The following is a 20,577-nucleotide window of genomic DNA, read 5'->3' as shown; positions in this document are numbered from 1 at the left end:
TCAGTACAGCGACTTGCTCGACGGGGCGACCCGGACGTGGACCAGCGTCGGCCGGGGATCGGCCAGTGCCGCCGTGAGGCCGGGCGCCAGGTCCGCCGGCTCGGTGATCGTGACGCCGTGGCAGCCCATGCTCTCCGCCAGCGCCGCGAAGCCGATGCCGCCCAGTTCGGTGCCCGGCAGCTTCGCGCCGCCGATCGCGTCGCCGAGGATGCGGACCGCCGCGTACTCGGAGTTGTCGAGGATCACGAACGTCACCGGCAGTTCCTCGCGCGCCGCCGTCCAGAGGGCCTGGATGCCGTACATGCTCGAACCGTCGCCGATCACGCCGACGACCGTGCGGTCCGGCCGGGCGAGCGCCGCGCCGACCACGCCGGGGACGCCGTAGCCGAGGGTGCCGCTGGCCATCGTCAGGAACCCGGTGTCGGTCGCGGTGATCGGCAGGTGGTCGTGCAGGACCCCGCGGTGGCTGGGTGCTTCCTCGACCACCAGTGCGTTGTCCGGCAACACCTCCGCGAGCGTCGAGTAGACCAGTTCGCCGGTCAGCGCCTCACCGCCCGGCTTCGCGGGACGCTGCCGCGGAGCCGGCGCGGGCCGCGTGCTCCGCTCGACGACGTCGAGCAGGGCACGGATGCCCAGCTTCGGCGTCGCGCGGATGCCGGTGCCTTCGAAGGCGCGCGCGAGGATCTGCTCGTCGTCACTGACGATGAACAGCGGCGGCAGCGGAGCTTCCCCGCGGCCGCGGTCGACGTGGTAGGTGAAAGCGGGCGCCCCGAGCACGACGACGAGGTCGTACCGCGCGAGCGCGTCGGCGACGGCGCCGCGTTCGGGGTCGAGGAACCCTTGGAAGAGCGGGTGGTCTTCGGGGAACGAGCAGCGGTAGGACATCGGCGCGACCCACACGGCGGCGTTGAGGCGTTCGGCGAGCGCGACGGTTTCGCCGACGGCGCCGTCCTGGTCGACGGCTCCCCCGACGACGATCGCCGGCCGCTCGGCGGCCGCCAGCGCGGCGGCGAGCTCGTCGACGGCCTCGGGATCGGGTGCGAAGCCCCGGATCCGGGGGCGGGAGATGACCGTCCGTTCGGTGGTGACGGACCAGTCGTCGGCCGGCACGGACACGAAAACCGGGCCGGACGGCGCCTGCGTCGCCACGTGGTAGGCCCGCGCCAGCGCCGCCGGGACGTCCTCGGCGGAGGCGGGCTCGATCGACCACTTCACGTACGGCTTCGGGAACTCGGGCGCTTCCATCGCACCGAGGAAGGGCTCGTGCGGGATGAGCGACCGGATCTGCTGCCCGGCGACGACGATCATCGGCGTCCGGTTGCGGTAGGCGGTGAAGAGGCTTCCGAGCCCGTGCCCGACACCGCCGGCGGAGTGCAGGTTGACCAGCACGGCCTGGCGCGTGGCCTGTGCGTAGGCATCGGCCATCGCCACGACGGCGGACTCCTGCAGGCCCAGGACGTAGTCGAAGTCGTCCGGCCAGTCGGTCAGGAACGGCACCTCGGTGGTGCCCGGATTGCCGAACACCGTGGTGAGGCCGAGTTCGCGGAGTAGTTCGCGGGTGGCGTCCAGCACCGTGCGCTTGATCATGCGCCCAGGTTAACGCTTCGCCTTGCGAAGGAAAGTCCCCCAAGCGGCGCAGTGCCGACCGGCGGGCACTGGCACGAGCGCAAGCCGGGGCCGTCGCACCTCGCGACAGCCCCGGCTCCGCCCGTTGCTCAGCCGATCAGGCCGGACAGCCCGCTGCCCTTGAAGGAACCCCAGCCCGTCACCTGGTCGTAGCCCGTTCCCGCGCTGAAACCGGTGGTGCCGTGGAGGGAGTTGTTGCCCGTCGTCACGTCGTGGAAGCCCGTGCTGTACGAAGACCCGTTGCCGATCGAGTAGAGCTTCGCGTTCAGGTTGCCCAGACCGCCGCCGTGCACCTGGTTCTGCAGCGCCGCGAAGGCCGCCCACAGCGGGGTCGCGCCCGACGTGCCGCCGACCGTCTCCCAGGTGCCCGCCGAGTAGATGTAGTAACCCGAAGTCGGCGAAGCGTCCGCCGACACGTCCGGCACCTTGCGGTAGGTCGAGCTCTGCGACGACTGGTACGAAGGCGCCGTGAAGACCGTCGAGATGCCACCGCCGGTCGAGCCGCCGTTGTTCCCGTCGTTCCAGGTCGCCTCGCTGCTGTAGCCGTTGGACGACGTCACGGTCAGCTTCGTGCCGCCGACGCCCGTCACGTTCGGGCTCGACGCCGGGAAGTCGACGCCCTTGGCCGCCGAACCGGTCTGGCGGTAGCAGTCGGTCGTGCCGTCGTCGCCCGCGGCGGCGAAGTAGGAGATGCCCTCCGCGGTGCCGGTCGCGACCGCGTTGCTGACGCTCTTCGCCGCGCTCGATCCCTCGGCGGATTCGCAGGCGCCCCAGGAGATCGAGACGACGTTGACCGTGTGGTCCGACGCGATCTTCTGGTACATCGCCAGTTCGCCCGCGCTCGAGTTGGGCGCCTCGTAGACGTAGTCGTGGGCCGCCGCGGCCAGCGCGTGCACGACCTCGATGTCGAGCTCGACCTCGATCTGGCCGTCGCCCGGCGACGAGTCGTAGTTCGCGCCGCTGACCCCCACCGTCGTCACCGGGCCCGCGGAAAGGCCGTACGTGCTGTCGTACTTGGTGATGTTGGCCTTCTGGTAGCCGTCGAACTCGACGAACCCGACGTTCACGCCGCTGCCGGTCGCCGACAGACCGCTGGTGCCGTAGGCGGTCTTGAGCACCGGCGGCGTGACGGACTTGACGACGTTCGGCTGGGCGGCCGCCTTCGACGCGTGCGTCCGCACCGCGTGGTCGTCGAGACCGACGACGTTGCCGACGACGTCCGAGACGCTCGCGGGCACGGCGGGCACGGCGTCGTTGGCGAAGAAGTCCCGCCCGGAGACCCGGTCGTGGTAGGTCCCGATCCGGGTGCGGAAGGCCGATTCGAGCTGCGCCGCCGAGCCGGTGAACGTGATGGCCTGCCGGTTGCCGGAAACCTCGATCCCGGTGGCACCCGCCTTCCCAAGAAATGAGACGGCCTTGTCAACATCGGCCTGGGTCGGGCCGAACCGGGCCGTGAACTGCGCCGGGGTCAGGAACCGGTGGTATTGCGCCGATGCCGGGTTTTGCACGTCGGAGAGGAACTTTTCGAGCGCCTGCTGGTTGTGCAGTTTCAGGGAAAGCGCGGCGGTGATCGGCCGGTCGGCCGGGACGTCACCGGTGCGGGCGCTGTTGATCAGCGGCGCGGCGTTGTCAGCCAGCATGACCAGGGGTTCCGCTGCCGCGGCGGCCGGGACGGCCACGGCGAGGCCGAGCAACGCCGGCAGCGGCACAGCGGCCGCGACGAGCTTGCGCAAGCGCATGGGGAATTTCCTCTCGGCGGTGGGGACCGGGCCTGCGCGGTAATCCTCGCCGCAGGTTGCCGAGAAGCATAAGAAGCCGCGATCACGTCGAGAACCTACTTTTGTCTGGGCTTCGACGAATCCCATTTTCATTTTCCGTGAAGTTTACCTCCGCATGACACTCCGATTATTGTCCGTAATGCCCGACCATTTCGATGCGTTCGATGATTTCGCGGGCGCGGGGATCGCGCCGGTACCGCCGGGCGGCGGCCGACAACGTCCGCAGCCGGTCCCGGGTCCGGGGCGACCGCAGCGCGCCGGCCAGCTCGATCCCCTCCCGCCCGACTTCGGCGGCGACATCGAGGTCGCCGCCGAGCGCGTGCACGGTGGCCAGCCAGATGACGGTCAGGGACCGGCTGCGGGTCATGTCCGCGCCGTACCCGGCGACCGCGGCGACGAGCGCGGGGATCCCGTCCCGGCCGTACCGGACATCGACGACCTGGGCCAGCTCCGCGTGCACCGTGCCGATCATCGCCGCCAGGTCGGTCGGCCCGAAGAAGGCCGCCCACGGCGACGGTTCCGCCCCTTCGGCGTCGGCGAACTCCGCGCGCGCCCGGCGCAGGCAGGCCAGCGCCGTGACGACATCGGCCTTCTTGGCGTGCGCCCACGCCTGATTGGCCGACAGGATGGCACTGGCCAGCCCCGAGCGGGCCCGCAGCGCCGCCTCGCGGCCCCGCGCGAACTCCGCCAGCGCCGGATCGACCGCGTCGTAGTGCAGGTGCAGCCGCCCCGTCCGGTACCGGACGTTGGCCTGAAGGTCGTGGTTGCCCGCTTCGACCGCCAGCTCCAGCGCCCGCGCGAAGGCGTCCAGCGCGGCGCCCGGACGGCCCTCGTCGAAGCGCGTCCAGCCGGCGAGGTTGTAGAGGTCGGCGACAGCGGTGGAGAGCCGCGCCAGAACGGCAGCGCGCACCGTGCCGCCCAACAGTTCCACCGCCGACGACAGCTGTGCCGCGACGGCTTCGCTGCAGGCACCGCCGCCGTAGCGGTAGTCCTGCGCCCGAAGCCGCGCGACGGCGTCCTCCAGCCGTCGCACGTCGGCGAGGCCCACGCGCGCGCCACTCCGGTCGTCCCGTCCGCCGCTGCCGGTCATGGCAGCCCTCCGTCCGTAGAGAGCTGCCGATCGGGCAGCCCTGCTCATTCCCCGCGGGGCCAGGCCGGAGCCCGCTCCTTCGGGTGATTGGCACCGGGGAGCACCCCGGTGGCGGTCAGCACCACGCCGGTGGCGGTTTCCGCGATCTTGACGACGGCCAGTAGCCCGGTGAGGGCGAGTGAACCGCCGAGTCCCCAGCGGGCGAACTCGTCTTCGGAGGTTTCGGATTCGCATTGACGCGATATCGTGCCGGTCACGATTCGGCCTTCCTGCTTGCCACGGAGGCACCCGAGGGATATCCGCGAGGAATCAGTCGCTCCCAGGCGACGGAAATCCACCTGATGGCAGGCGTCCTGGTTTCTTGATGGCTTCTGCTCGAATTGATCGCGAACCGAATACGCGCGCCCACAGCGCCGCCTCCTGCGCCAGCAAAGGATTTTTGGCACCTCAGGAGGGTTCACCACAGTGCGCCGCCCGCCGTGCCGCCACCGGAAATCGCGACTGTTTCACGACTTCCCACCCACGATAGCCAGCCCTTGGCCGCAGCATCAGCCGCCAAGCAGAGCAACAAAGGAACTGCACGTGCAGGTGCACGCCCGACGACCGTTCGGCATTTGCCAGGGCCGAATGCAAATTCATACGATCGATTCAAAAAACAAAATACTGGTACAACCGGTCGACGGATCAAGTGATTGTCCGCCGACCGGCTGCGGATCTGCGGCCACCGTCCCCGCACTCGTGCGGGTTTCGCAGTGGATCAGTTTTTGACGAGATCGACCCAGCCACGCACCGTTTCGGCGTCGACCGGCGCCTGCCAGCCGCCGGGCCGCACCGCACTTCCGACGTGGAACCCGCGCACCCCGCCGGCGCGCAAGAGGTGGACCTGCTGGGCGCGCAGGCCGCCCCCCACGAGCAGGTCCGGCCCGCTCTCGCGCTGCGCGAGCCGCTGCAGCACCGAAAGCCCGCCGGCGACGCCGTTCGGGTGGCCGGCGGCGAGCACCGTGTCGCACCCGAGCGAGGCCAGCTGGTCGTACGCGCGCACCGGATCGCGGGTGCGGTCGATGGCGCGGTGGAACGTCCAGGGCAGGCCGTCGACCTCCTTGATCAACGCCTCGCAGGCGTCCAGGTCGATCTCGCTGTCCACGGTGAGGAAGCCGAAGACGAACTCCCGCGCGCCCGCGTCGATCAGCCGGGCCGTGTCCGCACGCAGCCCTTCGAGGTCGCCGATGGCGAAGGAACCGTTGTCCCGCAGCATGACCCGCACCGGAAGGTCGGTCGCCGAAAGCACCTCACGCAGCGTCTCGACCGACGGCGTCAGGCCGTCCTGCGCCATGTCCGCAACCAGTTCGAGGCGGTCCGCCCCGCCCGCCTGCGCGCCTTCGGCGTCCGCCGCGTCCAGCGCGATCACTTCCAGCAGGGGCGTCTTCGAGCTCATGCCTCATCCGTTTCACTGGTTCCGGGTGTCGTCTCCCCTCGCGTGCCGCCCTCGCCGGAAGCCGCCTTGAAGGCTCGTCATCCGCTCGCGCACCGCTTCCGGGGAAAGAGAGAGTATCGGCCGCTGTTCCGGCACCGCTCCCGGCCCGGCCGCGGAATCCGCGGGCTGCAGGAACGGCCAGGTGTCCTCCGCGCCGTCCTCCTGCTCCAGCTCGGCCGGGGTCGGCCACTCGTACGCGGGCTCGATCGCGGCGGGCGGGGCGACGGGCGCGAACTGCGGTTCGGTGTCTTCGTCATCCGACACGGGCGGAGGCAGCGGCGGTGGCGGTGGCATCGGCGCGGGCGCAGGCATGCGCGGTGGCACAGGCGCGGGTACGGGCATGGGCGGGGGCGGTGGCGACGGCGGGGGCGCGGGCATGGGGGCGGGCGCCGGCATCGGCGTCGGCGCGGCGGCCACCGGCTCGGGCTCGCGGATCGGCGGCCGGGTGGTGAGCGCGTGCCGCGGCCGGGCGGCGGCCGGGCGCGCCCCCTCCTCCGCGACCGGGCGCGGTTCCACCGGCCGCCGCGGCACTTCGGGCGCGGCGGAGGCGTCGAACCAACGGGACAGGACGTCGCGGTAGGCGGGCATCCGCTCGGTCGGGGCGTCGAGGTCCAGGTGAGCTTCCTCGTCCGCGGTCGGCCACGCCGGCGCTTGGTCGCGGGCCACCACCGGAGCCCGGCGAGGCGGCCCCGCCTCGATCGACGGCGGTGTGAGCTCCTCCGGCTCGGGTTCCGGTTCGGGCTCCGGCGGCGTGAGCGGGGCGAGCGGCGCCAGCAGCTCGGGTTCCGGGGCCGCGGGCGGCTCGGCGGGCGGGGGCGGCACCGCCATCGGCGGCAGATCGACGATCAGGGCGGCGGGCACCAGCACCGTGGCGACCAGCCCGGATCTCTCGCCGGCGCTCAGCCGCACGTCGATCTGGTGGCGCATGGCCAGCGTCGCGACGACGAACAGGCCCATCCGGCGGGACACTTCGACGTCGACGTCCGGCGGGTGCGCCAGCCGGACGTTGGTGCGGTCGATCTCCGCCTGCGGCATGCCGGCGCCGTGGTCGATGATCTCGATCTGCCAGTCGCCGTCGTGGGTTTCGGCGCTCGCCACGGTCACCGTCTCGTCGCCGGAGTAGCGCGTCGCGTTCTCCAGCAGCTCCGAAACGACGTGCACGAGGTCGTTGACAGCCTCGCCGCGGACCGCGACCTGCGGCGCAGGCCCGAGCTCGATCCGCTGGTAGTGCTCGACCTCCGAGAGCGCGGCGCCGACGATTTCGTCGGCCGCCACCGGGCCGGCGTCCTCGCGCGCCGAGTCCTGGCCGGACAGCACCAGCAGGTTTTCGCTGTTGCGCCGCATCCGCGTCGCGAGGTGGTCGAGTTCGAACAGCCCGGCGAGGGTGTCCGGGTCCTGCTCGTCGGCCTCCATCCGGTCGAGCACCGTCAGCTGCCGTTCGACGAGGTCCTGGCTGCGCTGCGAGAGGTTGACGAACATCGCGTTGACGTTTTCGCGCAGCATCGCCTGTTCGCCGGCGAGCCGGACGGCTTCGCCGTGCACCGCGTCGAACGCGCGCGCCACCTGGCCGAGCTCTTCGCGGGTGAACACCGGCACGGGCGCGACCGCGAGCCGTTTCCGCAGGTTCTCGGGGGCGGGCTCGGGATCGGTGAGCAGGTTCTGCACGGCCGCGGGCAGCCGGTGCTCGGCCACCTCCAGCGCCGTCCGGCGCAGGATCCGCAAGGGGCGCAACAGGGACCGCGCGATGACCACCGACAGCACGCCCGCGACGAGTAGGACGCCGAGCACCACGCCGCCGTCCCAGAGCGCCGCCGTGCGGGCCTGCGCTGCCAGTGCGTCCGTGCGTTCCTGCAATTGGACCAACAGTGCTTGCTGCACCTGGTGGGCGAGGTTGACCGTGTGGGTTGCCGAAGCGTCCCACTGGTTCGGGTCGAGGCCCGAGAGGTTCTGGCCGTTTTCGGTGCGGGTGAGCGCGGATTCCACCATGTCGTTGCCGATGTCGACGACCAGGCCGATCACCGTGTCGTCGAACATCCGCTGCTGGTCGGGGGTGGCGAAGGTGCGGTAGTCGCTGCGCGCGGCGGCCAGTTCGGCTTCCGCGCCGAGCAGGGCACGCGTGCGGTCGCGGTTGAGGGTGCCCTCCGCGAGCGCCTCGGCCATCACCGCCCGCTTGACCGACATCTGGTCCTTGATCCGGGCCAGTGCGTTGCCCGCCAGCCGCATCCGCGCGAGTTCCGGGTCGGAGACGTCGGCGGCGGCGGAGTCGCTGATGTCGAGCAGGCCGGAGATCAGCTCGCTGTAGGAGCGCAGCACGGCGTCGGCCGGAAACGCCGAATGTTCCGCGGAGAAGCGGAGGCCGCTGAGCACGCGCAGCCGGTCGTCGGTCTGCTGCAGGCTTTCCGCGGCCTTCGTGTCGAGCCGCGGCTTGCTGTCGGCGAGGGTCCGTTCGAACGCACCGATGGCCTGGTCGACGCGGGTGCGCTGGGCGGTGAGGTCCGCGGTGTCGCCCTGCCGGTTCTGGGCGACGAACCGGACGCTGAGGTCGCGCTCGCGCTGCAGTTCGTGCAGGGCTTCGGCGACCGTGTTGTCGACGCGGCCGCGTGTGGCGAACTCGGCCAGCTGCCGGGCTTCGCGCAGGTCGGAGCTGATCCGCAGGCCGACGAGCGCGATGACGGCCAGCGCCGGGATGAGGAGGACGGCGAAGAGCTTCGTGCCGAGACGCCAGTTCCGCAGCCGCCAGCGGCCGCCCACCGGACGTGGATCCGCCGCGTCGCCGCCCTTGCGGGGACGCTTGTCGCGACGGGTCACCTGGTTTCCTTTTCCGCCGCGGGCGGGAACCCGCGGATCGAACGACACTCGAACCTACTGAACGGTAGCCCGCCCCGTGAAGATCCGAAAGCCGCGCTGGCACGATACGGCCCTGCTTGCGATCGTATGGGGCGCGGACCATACGATCCAGCACGAGAACCAGATTCTCGCGGTAGGTGAAGGTTCATGATCAGATGCGGAAGGACGATTCCGCTGGTAGCGGCGCTTCTGGCGACCGCGGGATGCAGTGTGTTCTCTTCCGGCACCACCGCGGCTCCACCGCCGTTGGAACGGACCACCCTGCGCGTCGGGGTGGGCAACGCCATCGACACGGCCCCGCTGCGGATCGCCGTCGCGGCCGGGAAGTTCGGCTCCGCCGGCCTGACCGTGCGGCTCGTCGAACTCGGCGCGGACGACGGGCTCGCGAAGCTGGCCGCCGGCGACCTCGACGTCACCTTCGCCTCCGACATCGCGATGTTCCGCGCGGCGGCCGGCGGGACGGCGTTGCAGCTGCAGGGCGAGGCCTACACCTCCGGGCCCAACACGATGGCCCTGGTGACGCTGCCCGACTCGGACTACACCGTGCCGACGGCGAAGAGGTCGCCCGAGATCGCGGTGAACATGCTGGACGACGTCGGCGCGCTCGTCGCGCGTTCGGTGCTGGGTACCGCGGGTGTCGACGAGGCGAAGATCAAGTTCCGGGAGGTGCCGTTCGACCGGATGCCGCAGGCCCTCCAGGCCGGCGACGCGGACGCGGCGCTGATGATCGAGCCGTACATCACCCGCGCGGAGAAGGACCTCGGCGCGCACATCCTGGCCGACGGCGCCCGCGGCTCGACGCTCGACTTCCCGCTGTCCGGCTACGCGGCGGCCAAGCCGTTCGCGCAGGCCAACCCCCGGACCCTCACGGTGTTCCGCACGGCACTGGGCGCGGCCCAGCAGAGCGCGACGGACCCGGCCACCGTGCGCGACGCGCTGCCGAAGTTCTCCGACATCGACTCGACCACGGCCGCGCTGATCTCGCTCGGCTCGTACCCGGCGTCCCTCAACGGCATCCGGCTGCAGCGCGTCGCCGACCTGATGCACAACTCGGGCCTGCTGGCGGACCGACTGGACGTCCAGAGCCTGCTCCCCGCGCAAACCGGTTACTAGCTTGCACTGGCTCGGGTCGGGGTGACCGTGTTCGAGCGCCGCGCGGGACCGCGCCTGCCGCGGCCGGCCGGGTTCAGCGCTCAGCCGAGGGCGTCGAGCAACTCGCGCTCGCGCTGCGCGCTGAGGCCCGCGCGCCGTTCCCGGTCCAGCCCCTGCTCGCGTTCCCAGCGCAGCGTGTCGGCCAGCAGCTCCGCCCGGAGCCGGTGACGCAGCCCCGCGCCGCGCGCGGCGGACCCGTCCCGGGCCGACCACCCTTCCCAGCCCGGCTCGGCCAGCCACATCGCCAGCGATTCGGCCCCCATGTACTGGGTCACGCCGTTGGCGAGCAGCCACGCCGGTTCGGCGGTGACGACCGGACCGGTGTGCCCACCGGCGGCGCGGGACAGCTCGATCCACTTTCCGAACGGAACGACCGGGCCGACAGCGTTGCAGGTGCCGGTGGTGCCCGTCTCCGCGGAGTCCAGCAGCCAGGAGGTGAGGTCCCGCACGTCGACCACCTGGGTGGGCAGGGCCGGTGTGCCGGGGACCAGCATCGGCCCTCGCGGATCGCGGGCGGCGCGGGCGACCCAGTAGCCGGAGCGCCCGCTGTGATCGCCCGGGCCGCCGATGAGCCCGGCCCGGGCGATGAGGAGGCGGTCGCCCACCGCGGCCGTCGACGCCTGCTCGCAGGCGACCTTCGCCTCGCCGTACAGCTCGCGGCCGGCTTCGCTCCGGTCGGTCGGGGCGAGCAGGGCCGCGGACTCGTCCGCCCCCGGCGTGGCGTGGGCGGCGTAGGCGCTCACGGACGAGACGTACACCCAGTGCCCGGCCCGGCGGCCCAGCACGTCGAGCGCTCCCCGGACGAAGCCCGGCTGCCACGACACCTCGACGACCGCGTCCCACACCCGGCCGAGCAGGGGCTCGTAGGCCGACGGATCGCGCCGGTCGGCGGCGACCAGTGTCGCTCCGTCCGCGACTTCGCCGCTCTCGCCGCGCGCGAGGCAGGTCACCCGATGGCCGCGTTCGATCGCCTGCCGCGACAGCTCCCGAGCCACCCACGCCGTACCGCCCAGAACCAGGATCTCCATCCCGGCACACAAGCAGCGGGAGCACCGCCCGGCCAAGCGGATTCGCTCACAGCGCAGCCCGGTCGCCGAGCTGCGCTGTGCGCGTTAGATGTTTTCGCCCGCCTTGCTCAGGCACACCGTGCGGGACGGCGGGCCGGAGTAGCTGAGCACCTTGTCGGCGCCTTCGCACTCATCGTCGCGGGCGAACCCGGAGCGGATCTCGACGCGCTCCTGCGCCGCCGGGTCGGTGCAGGAAACCTTGCCGATCGCGCTCTCGTCGTCGACGTCGCGCAGGCAGTCGCCCGCCTTGACGTTCAGGGCCAGGCAGAGCGTCTGGCCGGCGCCGAGCCGGAACCGCACGTAGTCGCCGGATGCGCACGCGATGGCCCCACGATAGGTGTTCTCGACCTGGTAGGTGGCGTTGTCCGCGCCGCAGCCGACGCGGTGGTAGGCGAGCTTGCCCGCGCCCTCGCGCGTCAGGTACAGGCAGTCACCGTTCGACGGCGGGCCGCTGCGCTCGAGCCAGTAGATGCTCATCGCGCCCAGTGAGCCCAGGCCCAGCGCGACGACGACGCACGCGACCAGCAGGATCCGCACCTTCACGGTGAACCAGTGCGGAATCGGCCGTTGCCCGGGCACCGGCGGCATCGGCGCGGGCGGCCCCGCGTAGGCCGGCGACCGGAACGGGTTGTCCTCGAACGGTGGTGTGGTCAACGTGCCCTCCAGTGATCCCCTCGGCACCTCGTCCCACCGGCGGACCGCGACGGGAGCGGGCCGGAGCGAGGCACGTATAACAGTAGTTGTGACTGATGGCCCGCTGATCGTCCAGTCCGACAAGACCGTGCTCCTGGAGGTCGACCACCCCCAGGCCGGCGACGCGCGCGTCGCGATCGCGCCGTTCGCCGAGCTGGAACGGGCGCCGGAGCACGTGCACACCTACCGGATCACGCCGCTGGCCTTGTGGAACGCCCGCGCCGCGGGCCACGACGCCGAGCAGGTCGTCGACGCACTGACGACCTACTCGCGCTTCCCGGTGCCGCAGCCGCTGCTGATCGACGTCGTCGACGTCATGGGTCGGTTCGGCAGGCTGCAGATCGCCAACCACCCGGCGCACGGGCTCGTCATGGCGACCACCGACCGCGCGGTGCTGACCGAGGTCATCCGGAACAAGAAGATCAGCCCGATGATCGGCGCCCGGATCGACGAGGACACCGTCCTCGTGCACCCGTCCGAGCGCGGGCGGCTGAAGCAGGCGCTGCTGAAGGTCGGCTGGCCTGCCGAGGACCTCGCCGGATACGTCGACGGCGAAGCGCACCCGATCGCCCTCGACGAGCGCGACTGGCACCTGCGCGACTACCAGCGGATGGCCGCCGAGGCGTTCTGGGCGGGCGGCTCCGGTGTCGTCGTGCTGCCGTGCGGCGCGGGGAAGACGCTGGTCGGCGCGGCGGCGATGGCTCGCGCCCAGGCAACGACGCTGATCCTGGTGACGAACACGGTCGCCGGCCGTCAGTGGAAGCGCGAGCTGATCGCGCGGACGTCGCTGACCGAGGAGGAGATCGGCGAGTACTCCGGCGAGAAGAAGGAGATCCGGCCGGTCACCATCGCGACCTACCAGGTGATCACCCGCAAGACCAAGGGCGAGTACCGGCACCTGGAGCTCTTCGACTCGCGCGACTGGGGCCTGGTCGTCTACGACGAGGTCCACCTGCTGCCGGCGCCGGTGTTCCGGATGACGGCGGACCTGCAGTCGCGGCGGCGGCTCGGCCTGACCGCGACGCTGGTGCGCGAGGACGGCCGCGAAGGCGACGTGTTCTCGCTGATCGGGCCGAAGCGCTACGACGTCCCGTGGCGCGACATCGAGGCCCAGGGCTGGATCGCGCCGGCGGAGTGCACCGAGGTCCGCGTGACGCTGACCGACGCGGAACGCCTCGACTACGCCACGGCCGAGGCCGACGAGCGGTACAAGCTGGCGGCGACGGCGCTGACGAAGACCCCGGTGATCAAGTCGATCGTGGCCAAGCACGCCGGCGAGCCGACGCTGGTCATCGGCGCCTACCTCGACCAGCTGGAGATGCTCGGCGACGAGCTCGACGCCCCGGTGATCCAGGGCGCGACCCGCAACAAGGAGCGCGAGGAGCTGTTCGACAAGTTCCGGCGCGGCGAGATCAAGACGCTGGTGGTGTCGAAGGTCGCGAACTTCTCGATCGACCTGCCGGAGGCATCGGTGGCGATCCAGATCTCGGGCACGTTCGGCTCCCGGCAGGAGGAGGCCCAGCGGCTGGGACGGCTCCTGCGCCCGAAGGGCGACGGGCGGCAGGCGCACTTCTACTCGATCGTCTCCCGCGACACGGTCGACACGGAGTACGCGGCCCACCGGCAGCGCTTCCTCGCGGAGCAGGGTTACGCGTACCACATCGTCGACGCGGACGACCTGCTCCGGCCACTCTGAGCCACTCCATCGGCCCAGCGGATCGTCACAGCAACAACTTTCGTCCCAGACGCCTCACTCAGCGCTCTGACCTGCTCTTTTCCCGATTCACTCGAACGGATGAGCGGCCAAAACGCTGGAAATTGTCGGACCCTCGAACTACTGTTCGACGTGCAGCAACCGAACACAAGTTCGAGGGGACGTCCATGACGATCGCACCGCTCCGCCCCGGTACGCCCGCGCCGCCGGTCCAGACCCTGCCACCGGGGTCGTGGCACGGCCGGTTGTGGGTGTCCGACCTGCCGCTGACCCGGCCCGAGCGCTACCTCGGCTGCGTGGCCGAGTTCGAGCGGTCCGGGCTGTGGCCGGTGCTGATCCCCCACGACCAGCGCTTCGCGGCGAACGGCGAGGACTGGATCGACGACCGAGGCCGCCTGGCCCCGGCAGGCCACCGGGTGGCAGCGGCCGACCCGGCGAGCGCACTCGCCCGCTGGTGGGACGGCTCCTGCTGCGACGGCGCCTGCCTGAGGCCCTTCGGCGCCGGGTTCCCGGGACTGGCCAAGCGCAACCCCCGCAAATCCGACCCGCTGGCCGAAGCGGGCAACACGGGTTCGATCCTGGCCACGCGCGCCCCCCACCGCCTCGGCCTGGTGCAGACCGAGCGCCCGGCCGACATCCCGGCCCTGCTTGGCTGGACGGGAATGATCAAGTGCACCGACCAGGTCGCTGAGCTGTCGGCGGTACTGCGCAGCTGGGAGGACCGCTTCGGAGCAACGCTGGTGGTCCTGGGCTTCGACGCGATCGAGCTTTCGGTGGCAGCCCCGCCAAGGAACCAGGCAAGGGCGCTGACGGTCGCGGCGGAGCACCGGGCGTTCAGCCTGCCCACGTTCGCGGCCCAGCCGGGGAATCTGCGGGAGTACGCGTCGGGGCTGGTGCAGTCGCGGCATTGGCGGTTTTCCTGGGCTTGAGGGGGTTGGGGTTGGGTTGGAGGGGAGGTTCGGGGAGCGGAGGTTCGGCGGGGCCGAGGCCGGGGCGCCGAGGCCCGGGGGCCGGAGGTCCCGGGGGCGGAGGCCCGGGGGCCGGAGGTCCCGGGGGCGGAGGCCCGGGGGCGGAGGCCGGGGGCGGCCGGGGCCGGAGGGCGGCAGCCGGAGGGCCGGGGTAGCCGGAGGCCGTGACCGGGAGGCGGAGGCCGGAGCCGCGAGCGGCCGGAGCCAGCGGACCGGGAGGCGCTCCGAACCCGGCGCCGAAACTCCGCGACTGGCACCTGCGCCGCAACACGCCTGCACCTGCCGCGGCCTCCCGTCACCTCCCCACTCGCAATCCACCCCAACCCGCCGACCGCCAACCCACCACAAACCGCCCGTCCACCACCCCCGGGAGGCCCGCCACGTGAGCCATCACTGCAAAGGCCCGGTAAGACGCGCGTCCACCAAATTGGGACGTCCGTCCCGACCCGTGGTCCGCCCGTCCGGACACAGGCGCGTTTGGGGATCCCGGCGAGGGGGAACCACTCAGCGCGGAAAGGCGGTGAGGGCGATCGCCGAGATCCGGATCGGCACTTCGGGGTGGCGCTATCCCCCGTGGCGCGGGGTGTTCTACCCGCCCGGGCTCGCGCAGCGGCGGGAGCTCGAATACCTGTCGCGGCGGATGAACGCCGTCGAAATCAACGGCTCCTTCTACTCGCTGCAGCGTCCGGAGCGGTACCGCGCGTGGTTCGACGAAACTCCCGCCGACTTCCTCTTCGCCGTCAAGGGCGGCCGCTTCATCACCCACATGAAGCAGCTTCGGGACGTCGAGACCGCGCTGGCGAACTTCTACGCCTCCGGGGTGCTTGCGCTCGGCGCGAAACTGGGGCCGTTCCTCTGGCAGCTGCCGCCGAGGCTGGCCTTCGATCCTGATCGGCTTGTCGACTTCTTCGCTCTGCTGCCGCGGACCACCACCGACGCCGCCCAGCTGGCGATGAAGCACGACGACAAGCTCAAGGGGACGCCGTTTCTCGAAGCCGGGACAAGAAGACCGCTGCAGCACGCGCTGGAAGTCCGGCACCCGAGTTTCGCCGAGCCCGCCGCCAAAGACCTGCTGCGGGAGCACGGGATCGCTCTAGTGGTCGCCGATACCGCCGGGAAGTGGCCGTTCCTCGAAGACCAGACCGCCGACTTCGCCTACGTCCGGCTGCACGGCGACGAAGAGCTCTACGTCAGCGGCTACTCGGACGACGCCCTGCGCGCCTGGGCCGAAAAGATCCGGGCGTGGCACGACGGCGGGCGGCGTGATGTGCACGTCTACTTCGACAACGACGTGAAGGTCGAAGCGCCCCGGAACGCCGAATGTCTCGCCGACCTGCTCGGGGTGGCCCCGCTGACAAGGCAGTGAACGAGACAGTGAGCGGACAGTGAGCGCCATCGGCTTGGGTGGGCACACGGGCCGGACGGGCTTGCGTGCTGTCACTGGGGGTCGGCACGTGAGCCGTCCGGAACGAGCCTCAACTCTCCGAGACGACCGAAGCCGCCAGCTTGGCCCGCACGTCGTCCGCGTCCGGGTGGCCCAGCTCCGTCAGCAAGCGCACCGATCGGAGCCAGCACTCGCGGGCCAGCGCCGCGTCGCCGTGGCGGAGGTGGATCGTGCCCAGCTGGGACAGCACGTCCGCCGCTTCGTACTGCTCGCCCATCGCGAAGAACATCTCGACCGAGTCGCGGATGCACGCGATGCCCTCGTCGAGCCGGCCGAGGCCGATCAGCGCCAGGCCGCGCGTGTGCTGCGTGAACCGCGTGTCCACCGGCCGGCCGTCCGGGCCGAGGATCGCCAGCGCCGCGTCGGCCAGGCGCAGCGCCTGCTCGTAGTCGCCCATGGACGTGCAGATGTCGCCCAGCGCCCGCAGCACGCTCGCCTCGAAGTGGCCCAGCCCCAGCTCACGGACGATCTCCAGCGCCTGCATGCCGTGTTCGTACGCCCAAGCGCAGTCCTCGAGGTCGTGCGCCGCCATCGCCAGGTTGTACTGCGCCCGCGCCTCACCCTCGCGCGCCCCGAGCTCGCGCTGGATCGCCAGCACCTGCTCCAGGTACCGCCGGGACTCCGCGTACTGCCGGGCGACGCCGTTGACGACGCCGAGCCCGCTCAAGATCCCCGCTTCGCCGGGCCGGTGGCCGCTCGCCCGCGCGGCTTCGAGCGCCACCGCGAACACCGAACGCCAGTCGTCGAGCCGCGAGCGCGTCACGAAATAGCTCTGCAGCAGCCAGGCGAGCTTCCAGCAGACGTCGTCGCGGCCCCGGCGCCGCGCCAGGTGCACCGCGGCGATGAGGTTGCCGCACTCCTCACCGAACCAGTCCAGCGCCTCGTGGTACGAACCGAACGCCGGCCCGCCCTCGAGGTCGTCGAGCTCCAGGAGCCGGTAGTAGCGCTCGGGCCGCATCAGCCGTGACGCGTTCAGCGCCGACGCCAGGTACCAGCTCAGCAGCCGGTCCGAAGCGGTGTCACGCTGCGAAGCCGAGTCCACCTGCGAAGCGGCTTCGCCGGCGTAAGCCCGGATGAGGTCGTGGAACTGGTAGCGGCCCGGCCTCGGCTGGGCGAGCAGGTGCGCCGCGGCGAGGGTTTCGAGCATCGGCCGGGTCTCCGCAACGGTCAGCCCGGCGACCGCGGCGGCCGCCGGTGCCGTGAAGTCGACGCCGGTGAGCAGCCCGAGCAGCCGCAGCAGCCGGGCCGTCGACGGCTGCAGCGCCTGGTAGGAGTACGAAAACACCGACCGGATGTTGGTGCCTTCGCCGTCGGCGAGGTCGAACGAACCGAGCAGATCGCCGTCGAGTGAGCCGGCGAACTCGTCGAGCGCCAGGTCCGGGAACTGCGCCGCGCGCACGGCCAGGATCCGGATGGCCAGCGGCAGCCCGCCGCAGTAGCGCACGAACCGCTCGGCCGCCGCCGGATCGCGGGCGACGCGGTCGAAGCCGATCGTGGACGCCAGCAGCGCGACGGCGTCCTCGTCACCGAGCTCCTCCAGCGCGATCCGCCGTGCGCCGTGGGTCGCGACCAGCGCGCGCAGCTGCCAGCGGCTGGTGATCAGGACCAGGCAGCCCGGCCCGGGCAGCAGCGGGCTCACCTGCTCGGTGCGGTTGGCGTTGTCGAGCAGGATCAGCAGCCGCCGCCCCGCGGTGTGCGTCCGCCAGCTCGCCGCGCGGCCGTCGAGGTCGCCGGGGATCTGATCGCACGGGACGCCGAGCGCGGTGAGCACGGCCTCCAGCGCCGCCGACGGCTCGACCGGTTCACCGGGACCGTAGCCGCGCAGGTTGAGGTAGACCTGCCCGCCGGGGAACCGGTCGGCGATCTCGTGCGCGAAGTGCACCGCCAGCGTCGTCTTGCCGATGCCGCCCATGCCTTCGACGGACGCGATGGGCGTCGACGTGCCGGCGTCGGCCACCTCTGGCAGCAGCGCGTGCAACGCCTTGAGATCGCACTCGCGCCCGGAGAACGTCCGCAGGTCGGCGGGCAGCTGGTGCGGCACCTGCGGCTCGGCACCGAGCCGGTAGCGCGCGAGCGCCGGGGCGGTATCGCCATCCGCGCCGGTGAGGATCGCCTGGCGGGTGCGCTGCAGCGACGGACCGGGGTCGAGCCCGAGTTCGCCGGCCAGCACGCCGCTGATCCGGCGGTACACCTCCAGCGCCTCGGCTTGGCGGCCGGATCGGTACAGCGCGGTCATCAACTGCTCGTGCAACCGCTCCCGCAACGGGTTTTCCCTGGTCAGCCGGGTGAGCTCGGGGACGATGGTGCCGTACTCGCCGACTTCGAGCAGCGCGTCGGCCCACTGCTCGCGCACGCGCAGCCGTTCCTCGGCGAGCTGGCCGACCTCGTCGCGGTGCAGCGCGTCGGACTCGACGTTCAGCAGCGCCGGGCCGCGCCACTGCGCGAGCGCCTCGGCGAAGTGCGCGGCCGCCCGGCGGCTCTCGCCGCGGTCCATCGCCGCCTTGCCGCGGACCGCCAGCGCGCGGAAGCGGCCCAGGTCGAGCCGGTCGTCCGCGACCTCGATCAGGTAGCCGCCGCTTTCGGTGCGGATCGCGACCTGGTCGCCGAGGGCGCGGCGCAGGCGCAGCACGTACGTCTGGAGGGCGCCCTTGGAGCGGCGGCGGTCGTCGTCCCACAGCCAGCGGCCGAGCTCGTCGACCGGCACGACCCGGTTCGCGCGCAGCAACAATCCGGCCAGCACGATCAGCGGCCGGCTGCCCCCGAGCGGTACCGGGCGGCCGTCGGCCGTGACCTCGGCCGGACCCAGCACGCGGAAATCGAGGACCACGGAACTCATTCTGCCGGAAACGCGCAGTTCGCCCGCTGTTTGCCCACCCGGACGGTGGCATGATCGGCGCTGATGAAGGTCTACGCGATCCCCCTGCGCACCCGGTTCCGCGGCATCACCGTCCGTGAGGGCGTGCTGCTGCACGGCTCGGCGGGCTGGGGTGAGTTCTGCCCGTTCGCCGACTACTCCGACGCCGAGAGCGTGCCGTGGCTGCGGGCCGCGCTGGAAGCCACCGAGACCGGCTGGCCCGCGCCGGTCCGCGACCGGATCGAGGTGAACACGACGGTGCCGGTGGTGGGGCCGGAAAAGGCGCACGAACTGGTCCGCGCGGCCGGCTGCCGCACGGCGAAGGTGAAGGTCGCCGACCCGCGGGTGTCCCTGGTGGACGACTGCGCGCGGGTGGAGGCGGTCCGCGACGCGCTCGGCCCCGGCGGAGCGATCCGCGTCGACGCGAACATGGCGTGGGACGTCGACACGGCGGTGCGGGCGATCACGGACCTCGACAAGGCGGCGGGCGGCCTCGAGTACGCGGAGCAGCCGTGCCCGTCGATCGACGAGCTGGCCGCGGTGCGGCGCCGGGTGGACGTCCGGATCGCCGCCGACGAGTCGATCCGCCGGGCGGAGGACCCGCTGAAGGTGGCGGTCGCCGGCGCGGCGGACATCGCGGTCCTGAAGGTGGCCCCGCTCGGCGGCGTGCGGCGTGCGCTGGAGGTCGCCGAGGCGTGCGGGCTGCCGTGCGTGGTGTCGTCGGCGGTGGAGACGAGTGTCGGCCTGGCGGCGGGGCTCGCGCTGGCCGGCGCGCTGCCCGAGCTGGAATTCGCTTGTGGACTGGGCACGATTTCGTTGCTGGACGGGGACGTCTGCCCGGACTCGCTGTCCCCTGTGGACGGTTACCTCCCGGTCCGGCGCCAGGCCCCGGCCCCCACGGCGGCTTACGCGGCGACACCCGAGGTCACGGCGGCCTGGGCGGACCGGCTGAGCCGGGTCCGCGCCCGGTGCTGAGCGCGGACCCGGCGTCAAGCCCGCCAGGCCGATTCGTAGGCGTGCACCAGCCACCGGTTCGCCCAGTCCCGGTCCGGCTGTTCCGCCAGCGGTGAGGCCCCGCGGACCAGCTGGTGGAGCCGATCCTCCAGGTCTGCCGCGGCGGCGACGGCTTCGTCCTGCGTGTGCTTCCCGCGGCGCAGGTCGCGCAGCCAGGTCAGCCACGGCTCGGCGATCGGGAGCGTCATCCGGCCGGTCTCCAGCAGCTCGACGCCCTGCACGCCGAGTCGCACCATGTGCATCGCGTACTTGGTGTCGAAGCCGTACTTCTCGATCAGTTCGGGCCGGTTGACCTTCAGCGCCCCTTCGAGCATCCGACGGCGTTGCGTTTGCAGGTAGCCCGCGAACCGCAGCCCCGCCTGCCGCGACACGATCCGGTCGGCGGCGGCGCGCAGCTCGTGGCCGAGGCCGGTGATCCGCACGATCTCCGCCTCCGGCACGAACAGCGGCAGCAGGACCGTCGGATTTCCGGTCAGCGCCAGGCGCATCCACTTGCGCAGCGAATAGACGATGAGGTCGAGGTCACCCGGACCGGACCGCACGCCTTCGGGCTGGGTGCGGAAGATGTACTGCTCGAACCGCCGCAGCCCGGTGACGTACTCGGCCGGCTCCACGCACAGCCCCATTTCGTCGCGGTCGTCCTGACCGTCGACGGCGGTGCCGTGCAGGCCGGACCCGACCTGGCAGCGCAGGATGGTGCCCTGCCCGGCGATGGCGGCGAACTCGGGGTTGTCGTGCTTCACGGCAGAAGTTGTACCGGGCCGCCGGGACGGGAAGCACCTGGTTTTCCCCGAGAGCAAGTTCAGGGTCGGGGTCCGGGCCGTTCCCGATGTCCGCGGCGGCCGCCGGGAGACAC

15 protein-coding genes are annotated in these 20,577 nt (G+C 71.8%); 5 read left to right on the top strand and 10 right to left on the bottom strand.

Going from position 1 to position 20,577, the window contains the following annotated elements; translation table 11 throughout:
* The 6 genes from mdlC to AB0F15_RS28315 all read right to left on the bottom strand — a co-directional run bounded on the left by mdlC (position 1) and on the right by AB0F15_RS28315 (position 8,776).
* Positions 1-1,587 carry a benzoylformate decarboxylase gene (mdlC, locus tag AB0F15_RS28340; RefSeq protein WP_360276530.1) on the bottom strand — a complete coding sequence of 529 codons (1,587 nt, stop codon included), beginning with the start codon at positions 1,585-1,587 and terminating at the stop codon, positions 1-3.
* A gap of 128 nt (positions 1,588-1,715) precedes the next feature.
* On the bottom strand, positions 1,716-3,365 hold the full coding sequence (locus tag AB0F15_RS28335) for a S53 family serine peptidase (RefSeq protein ID WP_360276522.1): 1,650 nt from the start codon (positions 3,363-3,365) through the stop codon (positions 1,716-1,718).
* 166 nt (positions 3,366-3,531) lie between these two features.
* Complete coding sequence (locus AB0F15_RS28330; RefSeq protein WP_360276519.1) at positions 3,532-4,494, bottom strand: hypothetical protein; 963 nt, start codon at positions 4,492-4,494, stop codon at positions 3,532-3,534.
* A gap of 44 nt (positions 4,495-4,538) precedes the next feature.
* Positions 4,539-4,751 (bottom strand): hypothetical protein, encoded by a 213-nt coding sequence (locus AB0F15_RS28325; protein WP_360276516.1) that lies wholly within the window; start codon positions 4,749-4,751, stop codon positions 4,539-4,541.
* A gap of 500 nt (positions 4,752-5,251) precedes the next feature.
* Positions 5,252-5,929 (bottom strand): copper homeostasis protein CutC, encoded by a 678-nt coding sequence (locus AB0F15_RS28320; RefSeq protein WP_360276513.1) that lies wholly within the window; start codon positions 5,927-5,929, stop codon positions 5,252-5,254.
* A gap of 12 nt (positions 5,930-5,941) precedes the next feature.
* Positions 5,942-8,776, bottom strand: a complete 2,835-nt coding sequence (locus AB0F15_RS28315) for a nitrate- and nitrite sensing domain-containing protein (protein ID WP_360276511.1) — start codon at positions 8,774-8,776, stop codon at positions 5,942-5,944.
* Between the two features lie 186 nt (positions 8,777-8,962).
* On the opposite strand from AB0F15_RS28315, the gene AB0F15_RS28310 reads away from it, so the two are divergent.
* On the top strand, positions 8,963-9,928 hold the full coding sequence (locus tag AB0F15_RS28310; RefSeq protein ID WP_360276508.1) for an ABC transporter substrate-binding protein: 966 nt from the start codon (positions 8,963-8,965) through the stop codon (positions 9,926-9,928).
* Between the two features lie 80 nt (positions 9,929-10,008).
* Here AB0F15_RS28310 and AB0F15_RS28305 read toward each other — a convergent pair whose 3' ends face one another.
* Entirely contained in the window at positions 10,009-10,995 is a 987-nt protein-coding gene (locus tag AB0F15_RS28305; protein ID WP_360276505.1) for an NAD-dependent epimerase/dehydratase family protein, read from the bottom strand.
* A gap of 84 nt (positions 10,996-11,079) precedes the next feature.
* Positions 11,080-11,688 carry a hypothetical protein gene (locus AB0F15_RS28300; protein ID WP_360276503.1) on the bottom strand — a complete coding sequence of 203 codons (609 nt, stop codon included), beginning with the start codon at positions 11,686-11,688 and terminating at the stop codon, positions 11,080-11,082.
* A gap of 88 nt (positions 11,689-11,776) precedes the next feature.
* Here AB0F15_RS28300 and AB0F15_RS28295 point away from each other — a divergent pair, with 88 nt between their 5' ends.
* The 3 genes from AB0F15_RS28295 (at position 11,777) to AB0F15_RS28285 (ending at position 15,775) form a co-directional block, all read left to right on the top strand.
* On the top strand, positions 11,777-13,423 hold the full coding sequence (locus AB0F15_RS28295; protein WP_360276500.1) for a DNA repair helicase XPB: 1,647 nt from the start codon (positions 11,777-11,779) through the stop codon (positions 13,421-13,423).
* A 185-nt stretch (positions 13,424-13,608) separates the two neighbouring features.
* The gene (locus AB0F15_RS28290; RefSeq protein WP_360276497.1) at positions 13,609-14,370 is read left to right on the top strand and encodes a DUF4253 domain-containing protein; all 762 of its coding nucleotides are present in this window, start codon (positions 13,609-13,611) and stop codon (positions 14,368-14,370) included.
* Between the two features lie 559 nt (positions 14,371-14,929).
* Positions 14,930-15,775, top strand: coding sequence for a DUF72 domain-containing protein (locus AB0F15_RS28285; protein ID WP_360276495.1), 846 nt, complete (start codon positions 14,930-14,932; stop codon positions 15,773-15,775).
* 109 nt (positions 15,776-15,884) lie between these two features.
* On the opposite strand, the gene AB0F15_RS28280 is transcribed toward AB0F15_RS28285, so the two are convergent.
* The gene (locus tag AB0F15_RS28280; RefSeq protein ID WP_360276492.1) at positions 15,885-18,689 is read right to left on the bottom strand and encodes a BTAD domain-containing putative transcriptional regulator; all 2,805 of its coding nucleotides are present in this window, start codon (positions 18,687-18,689) and stop codon (positions 15,885-15,887) included.
* A 63-nt stretch (positions 18,690-18,752) separates the two neighbouring features.
* Here AB0F15_RS28280 and AB0F15_RS28275 point away from each other — a divergent pair, with 63 nt between their 5' ends.
* Positions 18,753-19,682 carry an o-succinylbenzoate synthase gene (locus tag AB0F15_RS28275; RefSeq protein ID WP_360276490.1) on the top strand — a complete coding sequence of 310 codons (930 nt, stop codon included), beginning with the start codon at positions 18,753-18,755 and terminating at the stop codon, positions 19,680-19,682.
* Positions 19,683-19,696: 14 nt separating this feature from the next.
* Here AB0F15_RS28275 and AB0F15_RS28270 read toward each other — a convergent pair whose 3' ends face one another.
* Entirely contained in the window at positions 19,697-20,464 is a 768-nt protein-coding gene (locus tag AB0F15_RS28270; protein WP_360276487.1) for a nucleotidyltransferase domain-containing protein, read from the bottom strand.
* Between the last annotated feature and the right edge of the window lie 113 nt (positions 20,465-20,577).

Origin of the sequence: Amycolatopsis sp. NPDC026612, from assembly GCF_040638285.1 — a bacterium.
Lineage (GTDB): Bacteria > Actinomycetota > Actinomycetes > Mycobacteriales > Pseudonocardiaceae > Amycolatopsis.
Note: the sequence above shows the minus strand (reverse complement) of the source record. Positions and strands in the feature narration are given on the sequence as shown.

Excerpts from the sequence above, each read along its gene's own strand:
- mdlC (WP_360276530.1), bottom strand. The coding sequence starts at position 1,587 with ATGATCAAGCGCACGGTGCTGGACGCCACCCGCGAACTACTCCGCGAA.
- AB0F15_RS28335 (WP_360276522.1), bottom strand. The coding sequence starts at position 3,365 with ATGCGCTTGCGCAAGCTCGTCGCGGCCGCTGTGCCGCTGCCGGCGTTG.
- AB0F15_RS28330 (WP_360276519.1), bottom strand. The coding sequence starts at position 4,494 with ATGACCGGCAGCGGCGGACGGGACGACCGGAGTGGCGCGCGCGTGGGC.
- AB0F15_RS28320 (WP_360276513.1), bottom strand. The coding sequence starts at position 5,929 with ATGAGCTCGAAGACGCCCCTGCTGGAAGTGATCGCGCTGGACGCGGCG.
- AB0F15_RS28310 (WP_360276508.1), top strand. The coding sequence starts at position 8,963 with ATGATCAGATGCGGAAGGACGATTCCGCTGGTAGCGGCGCTTCTGGCG.
- AB0F15_RS28305 (WP_360276505.1), bottom strand. The coding sequence starts at position 10,995 with ATGGAGATCCTGGTTCTGGGCGGTACGGCGTGGGTGGCTCGGGAGCTG.
- AB0F15_RS28290 (WP_360276497.1), top strand. The coding sequence starts at position 13,609 with ATGACGATCGCACCGCTCCGCCCCGGTACGCCCGCGCCGCCGGTCCAG.
- AB0F15_RS28280 (WP_360276492.1), bottom strand. The coding sequence starts at position 18,689 with ATGAGTTCCGTGGTCCTCGATTTCCGCGTGCTGGGTCCGGCCGAGGTC.
- AB0F15_RS28275 (WP_360276490.1), top strand. The coding sequence starts at position 18,753 with ATGAAGGTCTACGCGATCCCCCTGCGCACCCGGTTCCGCGGCATCACC.